Annotated in this window: 19 protein-coding genes; 17 read left to right on the top strand and 2 right to left on the bottom strand. The window is 30.5% G+C overall.

Annotated elements, in window-relative coordinates:
- Position 1 precedes the first annotated feature (1 nt).
- Genes HLK68_RS01805 through HLK68_RS01770 form a run of 8 tightly spaced genes read left to right on the top strand, consistent with a single transcriptional unit; the run spans position 2 to position 9,146 of the window.
- Complete coding sequence (locus HLK68_RS01805) at positions 2-979, top strand: glycosyltransferase (protein ID WP_132943000.1); 978 nt, start codon at positions 2-4, stop codon at positions 977-979.
- Positions 976-1,932 (top strand): carbohydrate deacetylase, encoded by a 957-nt coding sequence (locus HLK68_RS01800; RefSeq protein ID WP_132943001.1) that lies wholly within the window; start codon positions 976-978, stop codon positions 1,930-1,932. Before HLK68_RS01805 ends, HLK68_RS01800 begins: the two co-directional genes overlap by 4 nt.
- Before the next feature lie 14 nt (positions 1,933-1,946).
- Positions 1,947-2,927, top strand: coding sequence for a glycosyltransferase family 2 protein (locus HLK68_RS01795; protein WP_132943002.1), 981 nt, complete (start codon positions 1,947-1,949; stop codon positions 2,925-2,927).
- Positions 2,928-2,942: 15 nt separating this feature from the next.
- Positions 2,943-4,127, top strand: coding sequence for a glycosyltransferase (locus HLK68_RS01790; RefSeq protein ID WP_132943003.1), 1,185 nt, complete (start codon positions 2,943-2,945; stop codon positions 4,125-4,127).
- Between the two features lie 17 nt (positions 4,128-4,144).
- The gene (locus tag HLK68_RS01785; protein ID WP_132943004.1) at positions 4,145-5,323 is read left to right on the top strand and encodes a glycosyltransferase; all 1,179 of its coding nucleotides are present in this window, start codon (positions 4,145-4,147) and stop codon (positions 5,321-5,323) included.
- An 8-nt stretch (positions 5,324-5,331) separates the two neighbouring features.
- Positions 5,332-6,435: a glycosyltransferase gene (locus HLK68_RS01780; protein ID WP_132943005.1), complete on the top strand. Its 1,104-nt coding sequence runs from the start codon at positions 5,332-5,334 to the stop codon at positions 6,433-6,435.
- A gap of 15 nt (positions 6,436-6,450) precedes the next feature.
- A complete protein-coding gene (locus HLK68_RS01775) occupies positions 6,451-8,001 on the top strand; it encodes a lipopolysaccharide biosynthesis protein (protein ID WP_132943006.1) in 1,551 nt (516 codons plus the stop codon).
- Positions 7,995-9,146, top strand: a complete 1,152-nt coding sequence (locus HLK68_RS01770; RefSeq protein ID WP_132943007.1) for an acyltransferase family protein — start codon at positions 7,995-7,997, stop codon at positions 9,144-9,146. The genes HLK68_RS01775 and HLK68_RS01770 overlap by 7 nt, the downstream gene beginning before the upstream one ends.
- A 204-nt stretch (positions 9,147-9,350) precedes the next feature.
- Here HLK68_RS01770 and HLK68_RS01765 read toward each other — a convergent pair.
- Positions 9,351-10,489 (bottom strand): IS3 family transposase gene (locus HLK68_RS01765; RefSeq protein WP_100068695.1). Its coding sequence is split into 2 segments (ribosomal slippage): positions 9,351-10,264 and positions 10,264-10,489, totalling 1,140 coding nucleotides; the frame shifts between segments, so codons are not numbered across the junction.
- Positions 10,490-10,633: 144 nt separating this feature from the next.
- On the opposite strand from HLK68_RS01765, the gene HLK68_RS01760 reads away from it, so the two are divergent.
- From HLK68_RS01760 to HLK68_RS14850, 6 genes are all read left to right on the top strand, one after another.
- Positions 10,634-11,766 (top strand): IS3 family transposase gene (locus HLK68_RS01760; RefSeq protein WP_170837658.1). Its coding sequence is split into 2 segments (ribosomal slippage): positions 10,634-10,895 and positions 10,895-11,766, totalling 1,134 coding nucleotides; the frame shifts between segments, so codons are not numbered across the junction.
- Between the two features lie 1,310 nt (positions 11,767-13,076).
- On the top strand, positions 13,077-16,223 hold the full coding sequence (locus tag HLK68_RS14495) for a hypothetical protein (RefSeq protein ID WP_202983261.1): 3,147 nt from the start codon (positions 13,077-13,079) through the stop codon (positions 16,221-16,223).
- Between the two features lie 115 nt (positions 16,224-16,338).
- Complete coding sequence (locus HLK68_RS01745) at positions 16,339-16,584, top strand: hypothetical protein (RefSeq protein ID WP_132942895.1); 246 nt, start codon at positions 16,339-16,341, stop codon at positions 16,582-16,584.
- 331 nt (positions 16,585-16,915) lie between these two features.
- Positions 16,916-17,101, top strand: coding sequence for a hypothetical protein (locus tag HLK68_RS01740; protein WP_132942894.1), 186 nt, complete (start codon positions 16,916-16,918; stop codon positions 17,099-17,101).
- A 35-nt stretch (positions 17,102-17,136) separates the two neighbouring features.
- Positions 17,137-17,499: a hypothetical protein gene (locus HLK68_RS01735; RefSeq protein ID WP_132942893.1), complete on the top strand. Its 363-nt coding sequence runs from the start codon at positions 17,137-17,139 to the stop codon at positions 17,497-17,499.
- Positions 17,500-17,508: 9 nt separating this feature from the next.
- Complete coding sequence (locus HLK68_RS14850; protein WP_132942897.1) at positions 17,509-17,814, top strand: leucine-rich repeat domain-containing protein; 306 nt, start codon at positions 17,509-17,511, stop codon at positions 17,812-17,814.
- 766 nt (positions 17,815-18,580) lie between these two features.
- Here HLK68_RS14850 and galU read toward each other — a convergent pair.
- On the bottom strand, positions 18,581-19,462 hold the full coding sequence (gene galU, locus HLK68_RS01730; protein WP_132942892.1) for a UTP--glucose-1-phosphate uridylyltransferase GalU: 882 nt from the start codon (positions 19,460-19,462) through the stop codon (positions 18,581-18,583).
- A gap of 147 nt (positions 19,463-19,609) precedes the next feature.
- On the opposite strand from galU, the gene HLK68_RS01725 reads away from it, so the two are divergent.
- The 3 genes from HLK68_RS01725 to HLK68_RS01715 all read left to right on the top strand — a co-directional run bounded on the left by HLK68_RS01725 (position 19,610) and on the right by HLK68_RS01715 (position 22,039).
- On the top strand, positions 19,610-20,206 hold the full coding sequence (locus tag HLK68_RS01725; protein ID WP_238843619.1) for an SHOCT domain-containing protein: 597 nt from the start codon (positions 19,610-19,612) through the stop codon (positions 20,204-20,206).
- Positions 20,207-20,309: 103 nt separating this feature from the next.
- On the top strand, positions 20,310-20,981 hold the full coding sequence (locus HLK68_RS01720; RefSeq protein WP_132942890.1) for an SHOCT domain-containing protein: 672 nt from the start codon (positions 20,310-20,312) through the stop codon (positions 20,979-20,981).
- A 131-nt stretch (positions 20,982-21,112) separates the two neighbouring features.
- Positions 21,113-22,039, top strand: coding sequence for a nuclease-related domain-containing protein (locus HLK68_RS01715; RefSeq protein ID WP_132942889.1), 927 nt, complete (start codon positions 21,113-21,115; stop codon positions 22,037-22,039).
- Positions 22,040-22,560 lie beyond the last annotated feature (521 nt).

Genomic DNA, 22,560 nt, shown 5'->3' with positions numbered 1-22,560 from the left:
TATGTCAAATATAGATATTAGTATTATTGTGCCAATATATAATGTTGCAACATATTTGCCAAAGTGTATCGATAGTATCCTAAATCAAAGTTTCAAAAATTTTGAATTGATATTAGTTAATGATGGATCCCCAGATAAATGTGGAGAAATTTGTGATAGCTATGCAGCGTTAGATTCAAGAATTGTTGTTATTCATAAGGAAAATGGTGGTGTAAGTTCTGCAAGAAATGCTGGATTAGATACTGCAAGAGGGAATTATATTGGATTTGTTGATCCTGATGATTATATTGATCCTGAGATGTATTCAACGTTATTTAATTTGTGTAAGGATAGAAATGCTGATATTTCGGTATGTAAGTTTGCTAGGGAAATAAACGGAAAAATTCAGTATAATGAGGAAGAAAAACAAATAATCGAGTTAGACAATGAACATGGAATGGTTGAGTTATTTAAGGGGATATTATATCGTTTTTCATTATGTAATAAGTTATTTAAGATGCATTGCTTTGAAGGGATTCAATTTCCTGAGGGAAGAATACATGAGGATTTATCGACAACATACTTATTATTTTCAAAGGCTTCTAAGATAGTCTATCAGAGTTTTAAAGGCTATATTTATGTGAAGAGAGAAGAAAGCATACTAACTAGTCGCTATAATGAAAAGAGGTTACAGGCATTTATGGGGTGGCAAGAGATAATTGAATTTATCAAACAGAGATATCCTAAGTTAATTAATCAGGTGATTGCCTGTTATAGTTATTTTTGTTTAGATCATATGACGTATGTTTTATCCCAACTGGATGATGAGAAAAAACAAATTGAATTTTTAAATGTAATTAGAAAATATTTTAAAGAAGAAAAATATTTAATTTTAAAAAGCCCTATTTTGACAATTCGTAATAAATTTAATTTAATTTTGCTATATATAAATCCAAATACTGTACTGTATATTAATGATTTAAAGAGGGGATTAAGATGAAGAAGTATTTAATTATAAATGCTGATGATTTTGGATTATGCGCAGATGTTAACTCAGCTATCATTGATTTGCTTGAAAAAAAACGTATTTCATCTGCTACAATAATGCCTAATACTTCACATTATAATCAGGCAATGGAGTGGAGTAAAGGGAAGATAAATCAGGTTGGATTACATTTAACTTTAGTTAATGGTGGTTCATCTTATAATTTTAAAAGTTTGAGTCGAGGGAAAACACTAGAAAATGAAAATGGTTTTTTATTTTTAGATAAGTTTTGTTTTATGAAAAATTTTAAATTTAAGGATTTGAAAAGAGAAATTGATTTACAGTTTAAGAAAGTATTAAGTGATGGTATTAAAATTTCGCATGTCGATACACATCGCTATTCTATTTATCCGACATATAATCCATTTGTCTTTTTTTACTTATGTTTAAAGTGTAGCCAGATTAATGTGGCTACAAGATGGTGTCGAAAAGGTAGTTATTTTATTGATGAGAAGATTCCAAATCTTTGTGATTCAAATCCAGCAGCAGCTTTTTTCTCATGTATAGCAGATTTATTAAAAGTTCCAATTCCTGATTATGTATATAAGTTTCCTTATGCAGATGTTTTAAAATCTTACGACTCTAAAAAGAGTTCTTTTTTAAGGTTACTTGAAAATATTCCAGAAGGTATAAATGAAGTACATATTCATCCTGCAATTGATGGAGAAGATATTAGAGAAATTACCTCAACATATCAAGAAAGAATTTATGAATATCAGTTAATGTTAGATGAGGATATTATTAAAAAGTTTAAAGAATTGGAAATAGAACTAATAACTTATAATGACATTGCTAATATCGGAGGTTCTAGGGGAAAAATTACTTCTTTATATTACTTACTAAATTATGGTTTTGGTTATATTTTAAAACAAATAAAAATTAAATTAACAATGACTAAAAAATTTTAGGAGAATAAAAGAAAATGAATTTAGAATGCTCAAAAATTAGTATTATAGTTCCAATATATAATGTTGAAAAATATCTGTCAAAATGTGTTGATTCAATATTAAACCAATCATTTAAAGATTTTGAGTTAATATTAGTTAATGATGGATCCACAGATGAAAGTGGAAAAATTTGTGATGCATATAGTTTAAAGGATAAAAGGATTAAAGTAATACATCAATCTAACAAAGGAGTAGGGAGTGCTCGCAATGTCGGAATTAATTGTGCAATTGGCGAGTATATAGCATTCATTGATCCAGATGATTATATTCATGAAAATATGTATGAAATATTATATAAAGCTTCGATCAAAGATGAAGCAGATATAGTAATATGTAATTTTTATTTAGTAGATGAACAAACAGAGATGTTATTAGATAGTAAACCTTCAATTAAAGGAATATTCGATTCTATACAAAGTGGTATAGATTGTTTAAAGGACTTTTATAGATTGGACGATTATTATATTCTCCCTTGGAATAAGCTCTATAAAAAAAATTTATTTAATAATATTTATTTTCCAGAAGGATTAATTTATGAGGATGAATATATTGCTCATAAATTGTTTTTTAAATCAAAAAATGTTGTATGTCTAAAAGAATGTTATTATTACTATTTACAGAGAAAGAGTAGTATTTTAGGATCTTCTTCAAATATCAAGAAAGCGGATAAGATATTGGCTAAATTAGATAGAATTAAATTTTATAAAGAACATAATTTAATTAATTTGATGTATAGAGCTAATAAAGACTTTGTCGACTTATATTTTTGGAGTTATGAATGTATTCAAAAAGAAGTAGGTTATAATCATGAAAAACTTAAAGAAATGAGAAAATTATACAGAAAAAACTTTAGGTTATTTAGCCAAGGTGTGTATATTTCCTTTAATCATAAATTAATTTTAGGATTGTTTTATGTTAGTCCTAGATTATACTCTAAAGTTAGAAAATTTGTTTAATAATGTGAGGAATTTATGAAAAAAAAGATGTTATTCGTGATAGATTCACTTCATTGTGCAGGGGCCGAAAAAAGTTTAATAACTCTATTATCTTTATTAGACTATTATCAATATGAAGTGGATTTACAGTTGTTTGGATATGGGGGAGCATTAGAAGAAATGCTTCCTAAAGAAGTTAATCTCCTACCTCCTTTGGAATATTTTAATTTTGCTGATTTAGGTATCAGGGAGGCATTAATATTAAATAAATTCAGATTGGGGAGTGCTAGATTAAGATACTCATTAGCTTTAAGAATAAAAAAATATAATAACGCTCAAAAAGCACGTGTTTTTTGGCAGAGTGTTTCTTCAGTTATTGAGAACAGTCCTAAAATGTACGATATAGCTATTAGTTATGCACAAGGAGTTCCAACTTTTTATGTAGTTGACAAGGTTCAAGCAAAGAACAAGTATGCTTGGGTCAATGTTAGTTATCGACTAGAAGGAAAAGATAAAAAATTTCAAACTCAATATTATGAAAAATATAATAAGATTGTGGCTGTTTCAGATTCTGCACAAGAGATATTTTCTGAAGTTTTTCCTCAATATTCGTCTAAAATAGAAGTTATTTATGATATTAATGATGCTAACCTGATTTGTAAAATGGCTAATTCAGGACAAAGTTATCAGGATAATTTTACGGGAATTAGAATGTTAACGATTGGTCGTTTAGCACATCAAAAGGGATATGATATTGCATTGGAGGCGTGTCGTATTCTTAGAGATGAGGGAGTTAATTTTAGGTGGTACGCATTAGGAGTTGGACCCTTAGAAAATGAAATCCGAAAATTAATTAATGATTATCAGTTAGAAGATTATTTTATTTTATTAGGAGTAAAGTCAAATCCCTATCCTTATATAAAAGATTGTGATATTTATGTTCAAACGTCAAAGTTCGAAGGATTTGGATTAGCTATTGCGGAGGCTCGTATGTTAAATAAACCTATTGTTACAACACGATTTGATGCGGTGTATAATCAGATGATTCACGGGAAAAATGGTCTAGTTGTGGATATGAATGGGAAATCCGTGGCAGAGGGGATTAAGCAATTTATTGAAGATAAACAGTTGAAAAAATCTATTGTGGAATATTTGACTAATGAAAAAAAAGGAAACATTGAAGAGTTGGAAAAGTTCTATGAATTAGTTGAGAACTTCTAAAAAAGAGAGAGTTATTTATGAAAAAAAAACTATTATTTATGATGATTAATATGAATATTGGGGGAACTGAAAAAGCATTATTAAGCATGCTCTCACAAATTGATTCAACAGAATACGAGGTTACTATTTTGATGCTAGAAGAGTATGGAGGATTTTTAGATTCCATCCCTTCTTGGATTCAGATTAAATATGTAAATGAATTTCCAAAATTTAAACATATTTTAAGAACACCACTTCATTTAATAGCAATTGACTATTTTAAAAATAAGAAATACTTAGAGGGATTAAAATATTTATATTTTTATGCAATGACTAAGCTTTATAGAAATTCAATCGTTTTTTTTAATCACCTTTTAGAATCATGTAAAAATATTGAGGATGAATATGATGTAGCAGTGGCTTATGCTGGTCCTATGGATTTTATTAGTTATTACGTCTTAAATAAAATTAAAGCAAATAAAAAAGTTCAATGGATTCATTTTGATATTACAAAAATAGGATTTAATATTAGTTTTGTTAAGAAAATTTATCCGATGTTTGATCGTATTTTTGTTGTTTCAAAAGAAGGAAAAGAAAAACTTTGTCAAGTTGTTCCTAGCATTGCAGATAAGATTGAGGTTTTTCATAATATTATTTCAAAAGAACAAATCTTATTGCAGTCAAGATTACATGCTGGATTTTTAGATGGTTATGATGGATTAAAAATTTTAACGGTAGGACGTCTAGATTATATAAAAGGTCAAGATTTATGTGTTAAAACTTTACGTTTATTAAAAGAAGAAGGGTATAACGTTAAGTGGTATTGCGTTGGTGAAGGAAATTTTCGCTCGGAATTACAGCTATTAATTAAAAAGTATGAATTAGAAGGTGATTTTATTTTATTAGGTGCTACCACTAATCCTTATCCCTATATGGCACAATGTGATCTGTATGTTCAGTCTTCTCGGCATGAAGGCTACTGTATTACCTTAGCTGAAGCAAAGATTTTTAATAAGCCTATTATTAGTACAGATTTTACGGGTGCTAAGGAGCAGTTAATAACTTATCATTCGGCCAAGATTGTAGAAGCTAAGGCGTGTGATTTATATCAGGCTATTAAACAAAGCATAGATACTAAAAATTTAGAAAGTAATCATTTTTCATCTGAAGAACAGGAGGAAAATCAACTGAGTCTACTGTATGAATTAACTACTTAGGGGGCATTATGAAAAAAGTTTTATTTATGCTTAGCAGTATGAATATTGGAGGAGTAGAAAAATCTTTATTATCTTTGTTGTCAACGATGGAAAAGGATAAGTATGATGTGACGGTACTGTTGCTTGAGAAAAAAGGTGGATTTTTAGAGATGTTACCGGAATGGGTTAAAGTAGAAGAGGCCACCTGGTTTAAAGAAATTCAGCCTATTATTATGCAAAGCCCGTATCAAACAATTCAAAGTTTTATTAAAAAGTTTCAATGGATAAAAGGATTACGTTTTTTATATGGCTATATGATGGATCAAAAAGGAGAGAACCGACTTAAGTATTATGAGCAAATTATGAGGTGGATTCCTGAACTGTATGATGAATATGATATCGCCATTGCTTATGCAGCCCCTACTGAAATCATAGATATTTATATTTCATTCAAAGTAAAGGCAAAAGAAAAAATTAGTTGGATTCATTTTGATGTGTCTAAGTTTCCAATTAACCATTCGTTGTATGATTGTATATGGCGGAATTTTGATAAACTTTACGTGGTGTCAGAAGAGGCTTGTAAGCAGTTAATAAAAAAGTTTCCTTCAAAGGAAACAAAGTGTCAGGTAGTTTATAATGTTATCTCCCCAGATTTAATTAGAGAAATGGCAAATGAAGTCCCTCAAGTTACATTTAATCAACATTATTTTAATATTGTAACCGTTGGGAGATTATCTAAAGAAAAAGGTCAAGATTTAGCAATAGAGGCATTGAATGTTTTAAAGTCAGAAGGATATAAAGTTCACTGGTATTGTATTGGGAGTGGAAGTGCTAGAAAACAATACGAAGCTCTTGTGCAAAAGTATAGATTAGAAAATGATTTCTTTTTTATTGAAGCGACAGCGAACCCTTATCCTTATATGAAGCATGCAGACTTATATGTCCAACCATCAAGACATGATGGTTATTGTTTAACATTAGCGGAAGCTTTGTGTTTAGATAAGACAGTGATTGCAACAAAGTTTGCAGGGGCATTAGAGCAGATAACTGACGGAGAAAATGGTTATTTAATCGATTCTGAAGTAAACAATATTGTAGTCAAGATACAAGACGTTATGGAAGGATTAGGATAAGGGGAGAATTTGAAAATGCGTACAAAATTTGCTATGAAAAATATATTTGTAGGCTTGGTATCACAACTAATTATTGTTTTACTGGGATTTATCTCTAGAAAGGTTTTTATTAATAGTTTAGGATCTGAATACTTAGGGATAAATGGTGTTATGACTAATGTTCTTTCAATGATGGTACTTATTGAAAGTGGAATTGGGATTAGTATTGTCTATAATTTATATAAACCTTTGGCAGAAAATGATTATTCAAAAATAAACACGTTAGTTTTTATGTATAAAAAGGCTTATTTTATACTAGCTGTTATTATGTCTTTAGTAAGTTTAGGTTTATATCCATTCTTAAATTATTTTATGAAATTAGAGCAACCTATTCCTGGACTAGGATTAGTATACTTTATTTTTGTGATGAAAAATATTATCTCTTATTTAAATGCGTATAAGTGGGCATTAATAAATGCTGATCAACGTGGATATGTTATTGCTAGAAGTAATATGGTATTTCAAATCCTAACAACCATTGCTAAAATTATAGTTTTAGTTAAAACAGAGAGCTATATTTTATTCTTAATTGTAGAAATCCTTATTTTTATTATGCAAAATCTGATTAATACTTTTATTGTAAGGCGAAGATATCCTTATTTAAATAAACGAAACGTTGTTCCTTTGGATAAAGAGACAACTGCTAATATTAATCAAAATGTTAAAGCGATGTTTTTTCATAATATAGGTGGGTATCTGGTGACTAGTACAGATAATTTATTAATATCTGCGTTAGTAAGTGTTAAAGCAGTAGGGCTATATTCTAATTACACAATGATTATTAGTCAATTATCTGCCTTATTAACGCCTATTACATCGGGCATATCGGCAAGTGTAGGAAATTTAATTGCAACTGAAAGTAAAGAGAAAACATATTCTATTTTTAAAACATCCTATTTAATAAGTTTTTGGATATATGGATTTGCTACTATTTTTTTATTCAATTTACTTGAACCTTTTATTAGTTGGTGGATTGGTGAAAAATATTTATTGGATAAAAGTGTTCTCATTGTCATTTTGCTTAATTTTTATATAGCAGGAATGAGGGGGCCTATCTCAACGTTTAAAAATAAAGCTGGATTATTTGTCCAAGATAAATATGTGTCTATTTTTGAGGGAGTTATAAATCTAATAGGATCTATTATTCTAATTAAAAGATTTGATTTTATTGGAGTTTTTTTAGGAACCACACTAAGCACTATTCTTACTGTTTTTTGGACACAGCCAAAAGTTGTTTATAAAGAATTATTTCAAAAATCTTTAAAAATTTATTTTGTAGATTATTTCAAGTATCTAATCATTCTTGTATTCAATCTTACTATAACAACAATAATTTGTTCAAATATTATAGGATATACATTTGTATCATTAGTTATTAGGGGATTAATTTGTATCAGTGTTCCTAATATTATTTTTTTAATTCTATTTTTGAGAACGAAAGAAGTAAAGTATTTATTGAAAATATTAAAAAATCAAATAGTTAATAAAATTAATTTCAAATATGAAGAAAAGAGATCGATATGTTAGAGAAAAATGAGTTTTTTTCAAAAGATAGGGTAAGAAGTGCAAAAGGAATATTAATTATTTTAATGTTGATTCATCATCTCTTTGCATTTCCTGAGTGGTTAAAAGACGTAACATATATGTCTATCTTTGAAATAAATAATATTCCAATCGAATTTTATATTGGTAATTTTGGAAAAATATGCGTTGGTGGTTTTTTGTTTTTAAGTGGTTATGGAATGTATGTTCAGAGTATAAGAAAAATAATAACGATTAAGGATATTGTAATTCGGTTAAGTAAATTTATCACGAGAGTATGGATAATTTTTTTAATTTTTATATCCGTTGGATTTTTTTATGGATTTATTGACAATTTTAATTTGAAAGAGTTTATAGAAAACTTCTTTTTTTTAAAGTATTCTTATAATCCTAATTGGTGGTTTATAGCTCCCTATATAGGATTGACTTTATTATTTCTATTATTGAATAATATAATTAATAAAAGTAATTTTTTTATGAATATTATATTGATTTTAGGTATTCATTGTTTATACTACTGTACTTTTTTAATGGATAACATACTACCTCAATTTGTTTTAATTAGTAATTTGAATATTTACAATTTCATATTACTAACATTAGCCTATCAAATAAATTTTAGTGTAGGAATTTTATGTGCTAAATATAGAATTTTTGATAAAATAAATCAAAAATTCACGCTGAAAGTAACAAAAAAAATTTTTGTTTGTATAGTAGGAGTAATATTAGTAGTGTTTTTAAGAAATTACCTGATTCACAGTATTTTTTATAAATTAGCTTTAAGTAATATTGTCACGATAGATGCAGTGCTAGCACCTTTATTTTTATATTTTAGTTTAAATATTATTGATTTGTTTAAAATCAATAAGTTATTAAAAATAATGGGAAATCATTCTAATAATTTATGGTTAATTCACGGCTTTTTTTGCAACTTATATTTTCAAAAATTCATATACTTACCAAGACTGTCTATATTGATAGTAGGAATGTTAATAATTATAAGTTTAGTATGTTCATATATTATAAATGTGCTTGTTTCTTATGTAAGTAGAAATTCTAAGAATCTAATCTATAAACAGGATAGCTCCCTTTTATATTTAAAATTCTTAAAAAAAGGCTTATATAAATAATATTTTGCTTCCGCATTAAAAATTGTTAATTTATTGTTCAATTATCTCGATATTTAGATTAGCTTATTATATGAAATCAACTTAGGTGTGCAACTAATATTTTATAATGATAATATTGTAATCATAAAAACCAAAATAAGTAGGTTAGTACAAGCTTATTTTGTGGATCTAGGTCAATATTTTGGACACAAAAAAGTTAAGTTTTTAAGCAGTCTGTCGTGCAAGTTGCTCACATTCTTCAGGAGTCAAATAGTCAATCGCTCCATGAATTCGTTTGCGATTATACCAGCCTTCTATGTATTGAAATAAAGCCATTCTAGCTTGTTTAAAGGTAACATAGACTGTTTGATACACTTCTTCTTTCTTTAGTGTCGCATGAAAAGATTCAATGCAGGCATTATCGTAAGGACACCCTTTACGACTAAAGGACTGAACGATATTCAGATCCGAAATTAAGTCTTTAAAGTCCTTGCTTGTATACTGTGAGCCTAGATCAGTATGAAGAATAACCTCATCTTTAGGTCTTTGAGAAATATAAGCATTTTTTAAAGCTTGAACAATAATATCCGTTGTCATTTGTTTAGAAAAGTGATAACCAATAATTTTTTTTGAATGTAAATCCATCACTGATGCTAAATAGCACCAACCTTCTTCTTGAACGTGAATATAAGTAATATCTGATACCCATTTTTGGTTAATTGAGGTCGTTGAAAAGTCCTGTTCTAGAATGTTATCACGTTCTAGAACAAGTTCTTTAGATTGTTTATAAGGGGTGTATTTCTTTTGAATAATAGAGGCTAATCCAGCTAATTTCATTAAGCGTTGGATACGTTTCAAGCTGGCATACAATCCTTCTTTAAGCAATTGACGATGTACCTTAATGGCACCGTATCGACGCTTGCTCTCAAAATAAATTTTCTTAATACGTTCAAGCAGTTGTTGATTTTTAAGTTTCCACTTAGACTCGCTTTGATGCTTAGATTGATAAAAAGTACTTCTTGGAACATTTAAAACCTCACAAAGTTGCTTAACATCATGTTCTGAACGATGCTGATCGATAAACTGACATAATTCAGATTGACTTACTTTCTCGCGAATATGGTCATAGCCTTTTTTAAAATCTCATTCTCCTCTTGTAAACGTAACATTTCTTGCTTCATACGTTTAATGTCTTCCAGAGTAATCTCTGTATCCTCAACTGAGGCAATTGGAGAAATCTGTTTAATCCATTTGTAAATTGTCACTTCTGACACACCATATTCACGACTTAAATCTTTCACTGATCGTCCAGTCTTATACAGTTCAACAATCATTGATTTAAATTCAGTATTATATTTTTTCATATCGACACATCCTTTAATGATTAAGTCTATTTTAACGACTTAACTTAAATGTGTCCATAAAACTTGGATAGGTTACAATTAATTAGACAGTTTTTTTAAGGTCATGTAGAATTATAAATAATATCAATCTAAAGGAGCTTTAACATGACCCAAACTAAAACTCGTAGACCACGCCGTACGTATACAGATGAATTTAAAAACCAATTAGTCCAGCTTTATTTAAATGGGAAACGTAAATGTGATATTGTTCGTGAATATGATATCTCATCGTCTTTACTCGATAAATGGATTAAACAGTCAACTTCTACAGGTTCTTTTAAGGAGAAAGATAACCGCTCAGAAGAAGAACAGGAGTTAATCCAACTTCGTAAAAAAGTTAAGCAATTGGAAATGGAAAATGATATTTTAAAGCAAGCCGCGCTGATCTTAGGACGAAGATAAATGTGATTAAAAACAATACACACAAATATTCAGTTTCAGAGATGTGCAAAGTCCTTAATGTGCCTCGTAGCACTTATTATTATGAGTCTAAACCGAAGAAAGATGAAACTCAACTGGTTACTGATATCATTGAGATTTTTCGTCGAAGCCGAAATAATTACGGGACTCGAAAAATTAAGCAAGAGTTAAAAAAGATGGGACAACAAGTTTCACGTCGTCGTATTAGTCGTATCATGAAACAAGAAGGCCTTGTATCGAATTATACCGTTGCTCAATTTAAGCCGCATACAGCTAAATGTAACGAAGATAACACTGAAAATATCGTGGATCGTAACTTTGATGAACAACCACATTTAAACGTTGTTGTCAGTGATTTAACGTACGTTCGTGTAAAAAATCGCTGGCACTATCTTTGTGTGCTTGTAGACCTGTTTAATCGTGAAATTATCGGTTATAGCTCTGGGCCTAATAAGGATGCAGAATTAGTTAAGAAGGCGTTCAGTACAGTCCAAACTAACCTAAGTCAAATCAAGATTTTCCACACGGATCGAGGTAACGAATTTAAGAATAAAATCATTGATGAGATTTTAGAGGTATTTGAAATTGAACGCTCTTTAAGTATGAAGGGATGTCCCTATGACAACGCTGTTGCAGAAGCGACCTATAAAGTAATCAAAACAGAATTTGTAAACCATCAGATATTTGAAACCCAAGAACAACTAGGTTATGAATTTGCCGACTACGTTAACTGGTATAACAATCATAGGATCCACTCTTCACTGGGATATTTATCCCCAGTTGAATATCGTCAAAATACCCTTAAAAAAGTTGTTTAGTTTAGTGTTGACAATCCAGTACGACACATAAAAAAATCTCATAGATAGAGCCCCTGTTATAGAATGAAGTTACCACACCAAATTCTTAACAAGGAGATCTATTTATGAGCTATCAACATCTTAACACATTTGAATGTACACGTATAGAAATTCTTTCAAAAAGGGGTTATTAAACGAGGGAAATTAAATCGCCATTACTCAACGATTGCCCGTGAACTCAAACGAGATAGTCAACAGACGTATCAGGCTGAGTTAGCAGATGGACTGGCTGGATAGCGTCGTTTAGTTTGTTATTGTCTAGAGAAATCTGAAGAAGTTATTCAAACCATCCAACACTATTTAAAGCTAACTTGGTCGCCCGAACAAATTTCTAATATGGTTTTAAAAGACGTTATTTCATTTAAAACTATTTATCGTTTGATGTATGACGGACCGATTTTATTGGGAGATTTAAGTTGTTTAAGGCAAAAAGGAAAGCGCCGAAAACCTCGAGAAATACGAGGCCGTTTTAACATTGGAACATCTATTCACCAACGTTCAAAAGAAGTAAAAAAAACGTGAAACATTTGGGTATTGAGAATTTGATACGATTGTTTCAAGTTTTGGTAAAGGTTGTTTAGCAGCCTTTGTTGAACGTCAAACACGCTTTTATGTGGCGCTTAAGGTAGAAAATCGCTCGGCTTTAGAAATGTATCGAAAATGTATATACGCTATCTACTCAATACATTTAAAACATATACGATTGATCGAGGAAAAGGGTTTGCCTACTATTCGCAGTTGAAGCTGAATTAAAGGTACTTGTTTATTTTGCAGAGGCCTATTCATCTTGGCAAAAAGTAAGTAATAAAAACACCAATGGTCTTCTTCGAAATTTTTCCTGAAGAAGACAGACTTAGCATGGATAACTGAAGATGAGGTTAATTGAGCAACTGTCACATTTGTATTGACAATTCGTCTTATAAAAAATATTAAAAAATATTATATCAGAAAAAATATAAAAAATTTTAAAAAGTGCGCCAATATAACAAAAAAAAACGTAAATATTTCGAAATTTGGGTTTTGTTGTATAAACTATGTTGATATATGGTGTTTTTTGTTGTAATATTTTTAATGTTAGATGTGTATAAAATTTATATAAAAAGGATGATTTTTTTGTATTGGGGAAACATGTCTAATTAATAAAAATTAGTGAGTATGAAAGGAGAAAGTGAAAAATGAAAAAAAACTTTTCGAAAGCGTTTTTGTTGATATTTGTGCTATTCATGATGTCTACCCAGTTGGCATTCGCTACTGATATGATAGAAGGAGAAATGACTAGTACACAATTTTTGGGGAAAAGTGATGGAAATGGTCTAATTATTTTAGACGGGAATGTTACCATCACTGATAGCATGGAAATTTATGAAAAAAAATATACGATGGATTTAAATGGATATACTTTAAAGTTCACAAAAGATACTAATCTTTTTACCAATAATGCTGATGTTACATTTAAAAATGGAAAAATCGATTTAGATGGAATTGTAGGTAATGCAGATTGTATCTTAGGAGTAGGTCATTATGGAAGTAGTGCTAGCTTAACTTTAAATGCAGTTGAATTACAAGCTAATAACTATATTTCACCATATGCTTTAATATATGTATATAATGACAGTACATTAGATATTGAAAATCATTCTATTTTAAATGTAAGTAATGATGGAAGTTCAGCTGGAGGAGTGATTAAAACTAGTAATAAAATATCTGGAAAGATTAATATTATTGACTCTACTTTAAACTTCGAAAATACTGTACGTGGTTTTTTAGATGGAAGGATTAATATCAAAAATTCTACAGTAACAATGGATGGACAGGATAATGGAATTAATAGTACGGCTGGAGGATTAAATCTTACATTAGATAATTCTAAACTTACGATTACAAATTCTACAGGACGTGCATTAACCGTTGATGGAGCACAGGTTAATATTAAAAATGGTTCTGTAGTTAATTTTGATAATTCGGATGAAGGTGACATCAGGTTTAAAAGTGAGGGAAAAATAGAAGTTGATCAATCATCTGATTTAAACTTTAAAACAGTTAAACTTGATGAAGCTATTGACGAGACAGAATTAGGAAAGTTAATTGTATCGGAAAAATATGACTACGAGTTAGGAAAAGATGGGAGTGTTATCCTTACACCTAAATTAGTAGCAGGAGAAATGACTAGTATACAATTCTTAGAAAAAAGTAATGAAAATGGTAGAATTATCTTAGATGGAAATGTTACTTTGGCTGATGCATTAAAAATTGATGGAAAGAATTATACAATTGACTTAAATGGGTATACTTTGAAATTCACAAAGGATACTAACATTTTTACAAATAATGCTAATATTACATTTGAAAATGGAACAATTAATTTAGATGATATTAAAGGTAATGCAGATTGTATTTTAGGGGTAGGTCATTATGGAAGTAATGCAAACTTAACTTTAGATGCAGTTGAATTACAAGCTAAAAACTATACATCACCATATGCTTTAATATATGTATATAATGACAGTACATTAAATATTGAAAATGATTCTATTTTAAATGTAAAAAATGAAAAAAGTTTATCTGGAGGAGTTATCAAAGCTAGTAATGGAAAAAGTGGAAAAATAAATGTAACTAACTCTACTTTAAACTTCGAGAATGCTGCACGAGGATTTGTGGATGGAACTATAATTCTAAAAGGCTCTACAGTTAATATGAAGGGATTAAGTAACGGGATTAATAGTAGTATTGGAGGATTAGAACTAACAGTAGACAATTCTGAACTTACTATTACCGGAAGTATCGGTCGTGCATTAACAATTAATGAGACGACTGTTAATGTTAAAAATAATTCTGTACTTAATTTAAGCAATTCACTTGTGGGGGATATCCTATTTAAAAGTGAGGGAAAAATAGAAGTTGATCACTCATCTGATTTAAACTTTAAAACAATTAAACTTGATGAATCTGTTAACGTAACAAATCTAGGAAACTTAATTGTTTCAGAAAAATATGACTATGAGTTAGATGAGGATGGAAATATTGTCATTACACCTAAACCAGTAGCAGGAGAAATGACTAGTACACAATTTTTAGGGAAAAGTGATGAAAATGGTCTAATTATCCTGGACGGGAATGTTATCCTTACTGACGCACTGGAAATTGATAGACAGAATTATACAATTGATTTAAATGGATACACTTTAAAGTTCACAAAGGATACTAATCTTTTTACGAATAATGCCAATGTTAAATTTAAAAATGGGAAAATTAATTTAGATGGAATTGTAGGTAATGCAGATTGTATCTTAGGAGTAGGTCATTATGGAAGTAGTGCTAGCTTAACTTTAAATGCAGTTGAATTACAAGCTAATGACTATATTTCACCATATGCTTTAGTTTATGTATATAATGATAGTACATTAAATATTGAAAATCATTCTATCTTAAATGTAAGTAATGATGGAAGTTCAGCTGGAGGAGTGATTAAAACTAGTAATAAAATATCTGGAAAGATTAATATTATTGACTCTACTTTAAACTTCGAAAATACTGTACGTGGTTTTTTAGATGGAAGGATTAATATCAAAAATTCTACAGTAACAATGAATGGACAGGATAATGGAATTAATAGTACGGCTGGAGGATTAAATCTTACATTAGATAATTCTAAACTTACGATTACAAATTCTACAGGACGTGCATTAACCGTTGATGGAGCACAGGTTAATATTAAAAATGGTTCTGTGGTTAATTTTGATAATTCGGGTGAAGGTGACATCAGATTTAAAAGTGAGGGAAAAATAGAAGTTGATCAATCATCTGATTTAAACTTTAAAACAATTAAACTTGATGACACTATTAAAGAAATTGAGTTAAATGATTTAATCGTATCAGCAAAATATGATTATAAATTAGATGAGCAAGGAAATCTTATTGTGACAGACAAACCAACTGATACAGACAAACCAACTGATACAGACAAACCAACTGATACAGACAAACCAGCTGATACAGACAAACCAATTGATACAGACAAACCAACTGATACAGACAAACCAGCTGATACGGACAAACCAACTGATACAGACAAACCAGCTGATACAGACAAACCAGCTGATACAGACAAACCAACTGATACAGATAAGCCAACTGATACAGACAAACCAGCTGATACAGATAAGCCAACTGATACAGACAAACCAATTGATACAGATAAGCCAACTGATACAGACAAACCAATTGATACAGACAAACCAATTGATTCAAACAATAGTGGAACAGTAACGATACCTAGTACAGCAACCGATACACCGGGAACTAGTAAACCTATTACAGGAATAGAAAAATTGGCATATCTGTTCATTGGAATTGGAGTTATTACAGTTGGAGGATTTAATTGGGTTACTACTAACTCAAGAAAGTTAAGACGTAAATAATTGAATATGCATACATATTAGACTAGTTGCTTTAGTGACTAGTCTTTTTTAGGTTCTTTGTCAAAGAGATTTTTTTGGATAATTGTAATATTATTACAATTAAGGGACAAAGAGGATGAAAAGATTAAACATATTAATGGCAGGGGCAATGTTATATCAGACATTAAGTCCATTAGGATCAGTATTACCTACAGCTCATATCGTAGTTGAGGAAGGAGCTGAATTATTGGACGTAAGTACCGAAGAAAATCTATTAGAGATAGTGGTTACAGAGGGTGATGATGAGGAAGTAGTAGAAGAAACAGAAAAAGTCATCGAGGAATCACAAGTGGTTATTGAAAACATTGTGTTTGCAGATTAAAACTTAAAGAAAGAAAATAATGTCACTATCAAGTCAAAAAATTGATTAAAATGGCGATGGAGAAATCAGTTATGCAGAAGCATTAGTAGTAACAAATTTAAACTTAGGAAATTTATATGATTATGATGGTGAAGGTATTCGATTTTCTAGTTTATCGGGACTGGAGCATTTTGTAAACTTAGAATCTTTAGATATAACGTCTAATTTGGTTATTGATTTAAGTCCGATTAAAAACTTAACATCATTAAAGAAATTTAGTACAGTTTACAATATTATTGAAGATTTTACTCCACTTCAAAATCTAACCAATCTTGAAAGATTAGAGATTTATATGGCATCAGCATCAGATGTTACACCTTTACGTAATTTAACAAATTTAAAATATTTAATGTTGTCTGGGGTTCAATCTGTTAGAGATATTTCGCTAATTGCTAAGCTACTTCAAGATACTCAGTATAAGATTTATTTGAATGCTGGAAAAATTGTTTTTATAATGAAGATCATCCAAATGCAGTAAAACTAGAAAATTTGACGATTCCTTCTGGCCTAGATATGTTTGAAGATATTGAAGTTTGGATTGTTGTTGATGATTATGTTTCATATTCAATTAATGATAAAGAGTTAACATTAACTTTTAAAGAGAATTTAGATGTAAAAGAAATCATTGTAAATGAACAAACTTATATCTTACAGAATCAAAAGCTTGTGTTACCAAATCATTCTCAATATAATCAATTGATGATTTATGATCAATACGGTCATGAAAATCCTTACAATGTTGCTCACCTAAAGAGTACGATTTCTTTTAACGATGAAAATTTAAAGTTAGCATTGATTGAACAAGATGTTGATTTAGATAAGGATGGAATGATTACGGAGTTTGAAGCTAATCAAGTGAAGGTGTTAGATTTGTAAAATAAAGGAATTACGGATTTAAGAGGATTAGAATCTTTTAGGAATTTAACTGAATTAAGGATAGCTAATAATCAGATTAAAAATATCGATGCATTAAGTCCATTAAGGTTATTAGCAATCTTAGATTTATCAAAAAATCAAAATTCAATGCTTTCGCCGTTACAATCATTAGAAAATGTTTACGATTTAAATCTTTCAAATAATCAGATTGAAGATATTTCTATATTAGAAATATTAACATATTTAAGTTATTTGGATATCTCTTCAAATAATATTACCCCTATTAGCTTATTGATTAAATTACCATCTTTATGAAGTTTAAATGTAGCAAATAATCAAATCCAAGATGTATTAGTTTTAGCTCAAATCATTAAAGACAGATACTTAGAATATAATATCTATAATAATCCAGTATATACTGGTTCGCAGGCAGGAACAGTCCATTTAAAAGAATTAGATTTTGATGGTATTGAGGTTTGGGGAAGCTTAAGTGATTATATTTCCTATGTGGTAAAGGATAATGAAGTCACTGTTACTATTGCTCCTCGTCATGTGCTTTTCGGGTTACACAAGCTAATTTAGCCGCCATTGAAAAATAGCGATAGTATTCCGATTGTGAGACCTCACAACAATCGCATAGATAAGAGATTAAATATTTGAATGATTCTTTCCTAATTAATTCATGGATTAATTCGAATTTCTGTGCTGCACTAATTACTCGAGTATTTTCCTAACATGTCTCAACTTTTTTAATAGTTCATTCCCCGCTTTTAACATTAAAAGTTCAGCCTTAATTTTATTCAATTTCTTCTGATGTAAATAACTTTTTGTTCACGCTAACTCCTCCGAAAAACTAAATAAATATAATTATAACAAAAATACCCTATAGCGTAGACTTTTTTACATTGTCTACACAATAGGGTAAATGATTTGAAGAATGACTTTTTTAATTAAAGAAGGCTTTATATAAATGATATTGGTTGTTACGGATTCTTTAAAATCATATCATTTACATAATTATTATATGATACAGGTGTTCGGGCATTATTTTATTTAAATAAGTAGTTTAGTATAACAGAAATTATGCCATTAACTCTTTCAAGTAATTTTCTACTTGGTGTTTTAAGTCTTCGCGGCTTAAAGCAAAGTCGATCGTTGCTTTAATGAAGCCGAATTTGTCTCCGACATCGTAACGATTTCCTTCGAAGTCGTAAGCGTAAACCGCTTGACGGTCCATTAAACGGTCAATCGCGTCTGTTAATTGGATTTCTCCACCTGCTCCTGGTTCTTGCGTTTCTAACATTTCGAAGATTTCAGGTGTTAAGACGTAGCGTCCCATCACGGCTAAGTTAGATGGCGCCTCTTCTTGTTTTGGTTTTTCAACCATTCCACTTAATTTCACTAAGCGTCCATCTGGTTTAGATGAAGTAGATGGTTTCATGATTCCGTATTTTGAGACGTCCTCATCCGCAACGGATTGAACTCCCATGATTGAGCATCCATTTTTTTCGTAGGCACGAATTAATTGCCCTGTTGCTGGATTTTCTTCGTTTACGACGATATCGTCTCCTAAAAGGACAGCAAAGGGTTCATCACCGATAAACGTTTTAGCACATAAAATCGCATGCCCTAAACCTTTCGCTTCTTTTTGACGAATGTAATGAATTTGGGCCATATTTGAAATGTTTTGAACCATTTCTAACATGTCTTGTTTTCCTTTTTTAGCTAATGTATCTTCAAGTTCATATGATTTATCAAAGTGATCTTCAATTGAACGTTTAGTTGAACTTGTGACAATTAAAATTTCTTCAATTCCTGAAGCAATCGCTTCTTCAATAATGTACTGAATCGTTGGCTTATCAACGATTGGTAACATCTCTTTTGGTTGTGATTTTGTTGCAGGTAAGAAACGAGTTCCAAATCCTGCAGCTGGAATCACGGCTTTACGTACTGGTTTGCGCATAAACTAACTCTCCTATCCCAATAATCCCGTTTTATTGACACCCTATTATATCATAAATGAATGTTTTTGTTAATCTTTGTCGGGGTTAATAAATGGAGACATCTTTTGGATTAGACTGACATACTTTTAAATAAGAGGGTGATGGCGATGGGGTTTCATAAGGTATGTCATGAGTGTGGAGAAAAATACAAGAAAAAGCAGTTTTATAAGGATGGTGTTCATTACAAAGAGCAGTTGCTTAACGATTTGAAGGACTCCCCTTATTTGTTCGATTGCTTTGATTTTGAGTCAATGTTTGAGTTCGATTGGCTGTGTGAAAATTGTTATGAGAAATGGCACGAAGAATTATTTAGGATGGCTGAGGATGTGCAGGTTCGTTATCATAATGTGAAGGTGTTTGATAATTCGTTTAAGGGCGAGTATGTGCTAAAGTCCGAGCAACCCATTCATACGTTTGAGGTGTTGACAACAAAGGATGAGAAAGAGTTAAAGCTGAGCCACGTGAAGTTTTATGGCTGCTGGAATGGGTATAATGCAGTGATTAATTTGCGACAGACACCGGTTGAGGACGGTATTAAGTTGTCCGGAAGTTTGGTGCACTTGGTGAAGGAAAAGAAGGCAGGCCACGATGTTGACAAATGGATCAAACAATTGATGGGACTTGAAAAACTCGGGCACTTATTAAAGAGTGGTGTGTTAACTAAAGAAGAGTTTGAGGTGCAAAAGAAAAAAATTATTAAGTAAAACTAGCCTCGTAGCTAGTTTTTATTCTATTTTAATTCATTAGGCATAAACTTTATTAAGTGTTTTAATAAGTGAGGTAAACGAATAAGGAGGACTTAAGAGGATGGATGAGTGGTTGCCATTGGTGGCGTATGGATTAAATAAGATTAGTTTAGAAGCCAATGCGAGATGTGGAAGATGTAATAAAGAAGCGAAACGAAAATCTTTTCTAAAAGGGGATATTGGGTATCGTAAAAGTCTAATTAACGAGTTATCCGAGCCTCCTTATTTAACGAATCATTTTGATTTGGATTCATTGATTAAAAGTTATGGCGTTCCAAAAGATAATCCTTGTTTGTGTCAAACTTGTTATGAGAGAGTACGGGCGCAATTATTGAAAAAGGCAAATCAGGTTCAGTTAGATTATAATGAAATTGAGACATTTCCAAATACGTACCACAAAAATTTCAAAATAGATTCAACGAAAGAACCGTATCATTTTAGAGTGGTCACATCTCCCAAAAATAAATGGGTACAAATAGCACATCTAAGATTTTATGCCAAATGGTATGGATATAATAAGATTATTAATATAGCGTATGATTCATCGGGTAATGAATTGATTATCTCGGGTAGTATGGTAAAAGTTATTCCTGATAGTAAAAGGAGTGCAAAGATAGCCACAGATTTAAATGAGAAGAAGCTTGAACAACTCGAACGTTTGGGAAGGTTAAGAAGTAGTGGCGTCTTAACAGAGGAAGAATTTAAGGCGCAAAAGAGAAAGATTATTAAGTAAAACTAGCTTCGTAGCTAGTTTTTTTTCATATTTAGAAAAGAATTTAGATAAATTAAGCGTATATCATAATGAATTTATAAAATATTAGGAAAAATTTGTTATAATTCGTAGGGTAGGAGGATGAAAGAGAGATGAAGCAAGCATACAAGAATTTAACAGGGGTAGATGTTGAGAGACAAAAAGAATTAAGAAATGAGCGAGCGAAGGGCTATATTGGAGAATTTGAGGTGCTTTCAGAAATCTTACAATATGTTGAAGGAAAGTTTAAAGTTTTAATGAATTTGAATGTCCCAATTGACGGGAAAAAGACAGAAATTGATTTATTGATGATTCATGAAACGGGGATATATGTATTTGAGGTGAAAAACTATAAAGGAATTATTTATGGGGATCTAGATGGAAAACGGTGGACGCAGTACTTTCGTACTGTGAAGAATAATACGTTTTTAAATCCTATGTTTCAGAATGAATATCATATTCGAGCGCTTAGAAAATTGGGCATGAATCAGCCAATGAAATCTGTCGTTGTCTTTAGTAATCAGGAGTGTGAACTAAGATTGAACTCTCATGGGATTGAGCATGAAGAAGATGTAGTGATGATTTATGATTTAGCAACTATGTTAAATCGGACGATGAAGAGTCGAAAATCAATTTTATCCCTTGAAGAAATTGATCGCCTATTTAATTTATTGAAGACTTTTACGGATATTACAGAACCGATTGAGGTTTATGAAACTCAGGAAAGAATAGGTGTTCAAGAGATGCTTGGACGTTTACAACAAAGAATCAAAGCACAACAGACTTCTTATGTTAAATTAAGAAAAAGGTTTCGTTTGAAGGTTGTAGGAATTATGCTGGGATGTTTATTGATAATCGGAATGATAGAACACGAGAGGAATCTAAAAATGGAATCAGAGCTTGAAGTAGCACAACAGCAGATTATGACACTTCAGGAGAAAATTAGGAGTACAGAATCAGAGATAAAAATACTCAGTCAAAAAGTTGTAGAAGATAAAGAAGATTTAATTGAGGTGACAGACAATAATGTGGAAGAGTAGTCACTAGTTTTACGATAAGCTTTATCATGTCGTATCAGGCTAGTAGAGATAACAGGCTATTGAATGAAATGTTTCATTTTATTTAATAGCGAATCAGGCTATAATAAGGGATTGCTCGACTAGTGGAGGATACCTTTTTGAATGTAGGGAATCCAGCTAAAATTATTTGGGATGTTTGATTTAATGAAGGTGACGTTAAATATTTTTTGGATTAAGTTATCTTCTTTAGCAGTTGGGAGAAATATTAATGATCAAAAAGAAATTGTTGATACATCATATGAGGTTATGATTTATGAGAAGTAGAGGAAAAACGATGAAATTTCACATTTGCTGAATAGATGTGTCTGTTTCACCGTTTTTTTTATTGATTTAATAGGCTTTTGTGATCTGCCGTCAACGTTTGGCGGTTTTCTTTTTGTTTGATAAAAGGAGACAGAAGTAGAAAAATTTTTCTCGAGAATGCGCCAAAATTTTGAATTAATCCATGTTATCCTCAAGTGAATAAAAGATGACGTGAGGCG

The sequence above is a fragment of the Turicibacter sanguinis genome, assembly GCF_013046825.1.
GTDB classification, from domain to species: Bacteria; Bacillota_I; Bacilli_A; order MOL361; family Turicibacteraceae; genus Turicibacter; species Turicibacter sanguinis.
Note: the sequence above shows the minus strand (reverse complement) of the source record. Positions and strands in the feature narration are given on the sequence as shown.

Bases quoted from the DNA above. Each gene is read 5' to 3' on its own strand.
- HLK68_RS01715 (WP_132942889.1), top strand. From the start codon at position 21,113: ATGAAGCAAGCATACAAGAATTTAACAGGGGTAGATGTTGAGAGACAA.
- HLK68_RS01735 (WP_132942893.1), top strand. From the start codon at position 17,137: ATGTTTGAAGATATTGAAGTTTGGATTGTTGTTGATGATTATGTTTCA.
- HLK68_RS01795 (WP_132943002.1), top strand. From the start codon at position 1,947: ATGAATTTAGAATGCTCAAAAATTAGTATTATAGTTCCAATATATAAT.
- HLK68_RS01745 (WP_132942895.1), top strand. From the start codon at position 16,339: ATGAAAAGATTAAACATATTAATGGCAGGGGCAATGTTATATCAGACA.
- HLK68_RS01770 (WP_132943007.1), top strand. From the start codon at position 7,995: ATGTTAGAGAAAAATGAGTTTTTTTCAAAAGATAGGGTAAGAAGTGCA.
- HLK68_RS01785 (WP_132943004.1), top strand. From the start codon at position 4,145: ATGAAAAAAAAACTATTATTTATGATGATTAATATGAATATTGGGGGA.
- HLK68_RS01800 (WP_132943001.1), top strand. From the start codon at position 976: ATGAAGAAGTATTTAATTATAAATGCTGATGATTTTGGATTATGCGCA.
- HLK68_RS01790 (WP_132943003.1), top strand. From the start codon at position 2,943: ATGAAAAAAAAGATGTTATTCGTGATAGATTCACTTCATTGTGCAGGG.
- galU (WP_132942892.1), bottom strand. From the start codon at position 19,462: ATGCGCAAACCAGTACGTAAAGCCGTGATTCCAGCTGCAGGATTTGGA.
- HLK68_RS01725 (WP_238843619.1), top strand. From the start codon at position 19,610: ATGGGGTTTCATAAGGTATGTCATGAGTGTGGAGAAAAATACAAGAAA.
- HLK68_RS01805 (WP_132943000.1), top strand. From the start codon at position 2: ATGTCAAATATAGATATTAGTATTATTGTGCCAATATATAATGTTGCA.
- HLK68_RS01775 (WP_132943006.1), top strand. From the start codon at position 6,451: ATGCGTACAAAATTTGCTATGAAAAATATATTTGTAGGCTTGGTATCA.
- HLK68_RS01780 (WP_132943005.1), top strand. From the start codon at position 5,332: ATGAAAAAAGTTTTATTTATGCTTAGCAGTATGAATATTGGAGGAGTA.
- HLK68_RS01720 (WP_132942890.1), top strand. From the start codon at position 20,310: ATGGATGAGTGGTTGCCATTGGTGGCGTATGGATTAAATAAGATTAGT.
- HLK68_RS01740 (WP_132942894.1), top strand. From the start codon at position 16,916: ATGGCATCAGCATCAGATGTTACACCTTTACGTAATTTAACAAATTTA.
- HLK68_RS14495 (WP_202983261.1), top strand. From the start codon at position 13,077: ATGACTAGTACACAATTTTTGGGGAAAAGTGATGGAAATGGTCTAATT.